The 3,849-nt window shown below is 63.8% G+C and carries 2 protein-coding genes and 1 pseudogene; 2 read left to right on the top strand and 1 reads right to left on the bottom strand.

The features are described 5' to 3' along the window. Nucleotides 1-145 precede the first annotated feature (145 nt). On the bottom strand, nucleotides 146-2,293 hold the full coding sequence (ftsH, locus tag B5G34_RS18055) for an ATP-dependent zinc metalloprotease FtsH (protein WP_242957122.1): 2,148 nt from the start codon (nucleotides 2,291-2,293) through the stop codon (nucleotides 146-148). Nucleotides 2,294-2,498: 205 nt separating this feature from the next. Between ftsH and rlmB the strand changes: the two genes are divergently transcribed. Then, nucleotides 2,499-3,266 carry a 23S rRNA (guanosine(2251)-2'-O)-methyltransferase RlmB gene (gene rlmB, locus B5G34_RS18050; protein WP_087340659.1) on the top strand — a complete coding sequence of 256 codons (768 nt, stop codon included), beginning with the start codon at nucleotides 2,499-2,501 and terminating at the stop codon, nucleotides 3,264-3,266. A gap of 34 nt (nucleotides 3,267-3,300) precedes the next feature. Further along, nucleotides 3,301-3,849: pseudogene (locus B5G34_RS18045) on the top strand (hypothetical protein); the annotation flags it as partial.

Below are 3,849 nucleotides of genomic sequence, written 5' to 3'. Positions count from 1 at the left end.
AGTTGGCAGACCGCACTTCTATTATAGCAAAGGGAGTTTTTTTATCATTTTCATCGCCATAGGCTTTTTTGAACCACTCGCCTAGCGAGTGGTTTTCTTTATACAAAAAACCGGGCGCGCCCCACAGGGGCGCGCCCGGTCTTTTTCATTCTTCCTTGGTCTGGTCGCCCTCCGGCGGTTCCTCCTTGGCGACGGCAGGCGCGTCCTGCCCGTCCGGCAGGGGGATGGCCGCCTCCTTGGGGGGCTCAGCGGGCTCGGCAGGCTTGTTCCCCTGCTCCCGCTTCTCGGCCTCGGCGAACTGGTCGGCCAGGGCCGGGTCACGGCCCTCCAGAATGGCCACCATTTCGGCGCCGGTGATGGTCTCCTTCTCCAACAGGTAGTCCACCACCTTGTCCATGTCCTCCCGGCTCTGGGAGAGGATCTCGGTGGCCTTCCGGTAGCAGGAGTCGATGATGCCGTGGACCGCCTGATCCATGGAGGCGGCGGTGTTGTCGGCGCAGTCCAGGCCGTAGCCCCCGTCCAGGTACTGATTTCGGCGGGAGGCCAGGGCCATCATACCGAACTGGTCGCTCATACCGAACATGGCGACCATGTTGCGGGCGATGCTGGTGGCGTCCTGAATATCCTGGGCGGCACCGTTGGTCATGGTGTGCATCACCAGCTCCTCGGCCACACGGCCGCCCATGGAGACGGTGATCTGGGCCAGCAGCTCATCCTTGGTGTGCAGGTGCTTGTCCTCCTCCGGCAGGTGGAGGGTGTAGCCCAGGGCCCCCTGGGTGTGGGGGACGATGGTGATCTTGCTCACCGGCTCGGCGTGCTTCTGCTTGTAAGCCACCATGGCGTGGCCCACCTCGTGATAGGCCACCAGCTTCTTCTCAAACTCACTGAGGACGCTGCCCTTCTTCTCGGCGCCGGCGATGACCAGCTCGAAGGCGGTAAGCAGGTCCTGCTGGTTGACCGCCTTGCGGCCCAGGCGGACCGCCCGCAGGGCGGCCTCGTTGACCAGGTTGGCAAGGTCGGCGCCCACGGCGCCGGCGGTGGCCAGAGCCACCTTCTTCAGATCCACATCCTCCGCCAGGCGGATGTTGCGGGTATGGACCTGGAGGGTCGCCAGACGGCCGGCCAGGTTGGGCCGGTCCACGGTGATGCGCCGGTCGAAGCGGCCGGGCCGCAGCAGGGCCTGGTCCAGCACCTCGGGCCGGTTGGTGGCGGCCAGCAGGATGACGCCCTTGGTGGGGTCGAAGCCGTCCATCTCGGCCAGCAGCTGGTTCAGGGTCTGCTCCCGCTCGTCGTTGCCGCCCATGCGGTTGTCGCGGGACTTGCCGATGGTGTCGATCTCGTCGATGAAGACGATACAGGGGGCCATCTTGTTGGCCTCCTTGAACAGGTCGCGCACACGGGCGGCGCCCATGCCCACAAACATCTCCACGAAGTCGGAGCCGGAGATGGAGAAGAAGGGCACGTTGGCCTCACCGGCCACGGCCTTGGCCAGCAGGGTCTTACCGGTGCCCGGCGGGCCCACCAGCAGGGCGCCCTTGGGCAGCTTGGCGCCGATCTCGGTGTACTTCTGGGGGTTGTGGAGGAAGTCGATGATCTCCACCAGGGATTCCTTGGCCTCGTCCTGACCGGCTACATCTTTAAAGGTGACGCCAGTCTTTTTCTCCACATAGACCTTGGCGTTGGATTTGCCCAGGTTGCCCAGGCCGCCCCCCATCTTGCCCGCCATGTTGCGGAACAGGAAGGAGAACAGGGCCACCATCACCACCATGGGCAGCACCCAGGACACCAGCATGGACACGATGGGGTTGAGCTGTTCCACATACTCGGGACCGTACTCGACAACGCCGTGCTCTTCAAACAGCTTGATGAGCTCGGGGATGTCCGAGGTGAGGGGTGCGCAGAAATAGGTGGTCTTTTCCTTGGCCCATTCAGAGGGCGGGGGAATGGTATCCTTCTTGTCGGTCTGTTCGGTTTCGCTGCCGTCGGAGATGCCGGCGGCGGTGGCGGTCTTGGTGATGTTGCCGTTGGCGTCCACCGACACGCCATCCTTCAAATAGATGGTGTACTTGTTGGAGTCCATCAGGACCCCTTCCACGCAATCCTGCTTGACCAGCTCCCGGAACACGCCGTAGCTGATCTCCACAGAATTGGCCTGGCGGAACATGGAGGTGGCGTAGTTGACCAGCACCGTCAGCACCAGGGCCCACAGGATGATGGACACGATGGCTGTGATATTGCGCTTGTTGTTGCCGCCGCCCTTTCCGCGGTTATTGTTCTGGCGATCGGAATTCAATAGAAATGCCTCCTTGAGTGCATTCATTCCAACTGGAAAGTAATTATAGTTATAGCACACGAACCCTGAAAAAACAAGAAAGGGAAAGCCGAAAGCTGTAAACTTTCTATGAAAGCGGAGGGGGCGGACGGGGAATTTTTATCTTTTTCTGCGGCGCTTCTTGTGGTATACTGAAGGGGATTAACAGGAAAGGCAGGAACCAATCATGAAGGAGCGCAGACCGGCCCCCGAGGCCCAGGCGGACGGCATCATCGAAGGCCGCAACGCCGTCACCGAGGCCCTCCGGGCGGGAACGCCCATCGACAAGATCTTCCTGGCCCGGGGGGAGACCGACTCCGCTCTGGCCCACATCGCCGCCGCCGCCCGGGACAAGGGCATCGTGGTGGTGGAATGCGACCGGAAGAAGCTGGACTTTATGAGCCGCACCCACTCCCACCAGGGGGTCATCGCCCAGGCTGCGGTGCGGGAATATGCCAGCGTGGACGACATTTTAAACGCCGCCCGGGAGAAGGGGGAGCCCCCTCTCATCGTGGTGTGCGACGAGCTGAGCGACCCCCACAACCTGGGGGCGGTGATCCGCACCGCCGAGTGCGCCGGGGCCCACGGGGTCATCATCCCCAAGCGCCGCTCCGCCGGACTGACGGCGGTGGTGGCCAAGACCTCCGCCGGCGCGGTGAGCCATGTGCCCGTGGCCCGGGTGCCCAACCTGCCCGCCTTGCTCAAGGAGCTGAAGGATGAGGGGATCTGGGTCTTCGGCACCGCCGCCGACGGGGACCGGCTGCTCTACGACGCCGACCTGAAGGGCCCCGCCGCCATCGTCATCGGCAGCGAGGGGGCCGGCATGGGCCGGCTGGTGAGCGAGACCTGCGACTTTAAGGTGCGCATCCCCATGAAGGGAAAGCTCAACTCCCTCAACGCCAGCGCCGCCGCGGCCATCCTGCTGTACGAAGCCGTGCGTCAGCGCATGGGCTGACCATCATCTACCCTTAGAAAAGGAGCATGCTCCCATGGCAAAGGACCGGGACGATGAACTGAATAAGGACGTGCCCGGCGGAGAGGAATTTTCCCTGGAATCCATTCTGGCGGAGTTTGGCGGCGGGCAGAAGAAGAAAAAGGTGGAGGACGACACCATCCCCTTCCCGGTGATCCCCCACAGCCAGCGCACGACCTCCAACGTGAAAAAGCCGGGGCGGGTGCTCACCTTCCCGGAGGGGGGGCAGGAGCCCACCCGCTCCAGGGCCGCCCAGCCGCCGGCGGAGAAAGAGCCGTCCCCCAAAAAGGAGCCCGCTCCCAAGAAGGAGGCTCCCCGGCAGAAGGAGGAGCCCCCGGCGGACAACGTGCTGGACTTCCCCGACGAGGCCGCCGAGGAGAGCCCCCTGACTCAGGGCATCAACCGTCTGCTGAAAAAGGCGGACGACTATGCCGAGCACATGTTTGAAGAGGAGGGCATGGAGGACGACACGGCGGTGCGCCGGGCCGAGGAATTCATCCCCGGCACCGACGAGGAGGAGGAGCCCTCCCCCCGCCGCCGGGAGCGCAAGCCCCGTCGGACGCCC

Origin of the sequence: Flavonifractor sp. An82 (genome assembly GCF_002159265.1) — a bacterium.
In the GTDB taxonomy this organism is placed as follows: Bacteria; Bacillota; Clostridia; order Oscillospirales; family Oscillospiraceae; genus Flavonifractor.
The sequence above is the reverse complement of the archived record's forward strand: the minus strand, read 5'-3'. Positions and strand labels throughout refer to the sequence as shown.

What these genes read in the sequence shown, in the direction of transcription:
- rlmB (WP_087340659.1), top strand. Translation starts at nt 2,499, where the DNA reads ATGAAGGAGCGCAGACCGGCCCCCGAGGCCCAGGCGGACGGCATCATC.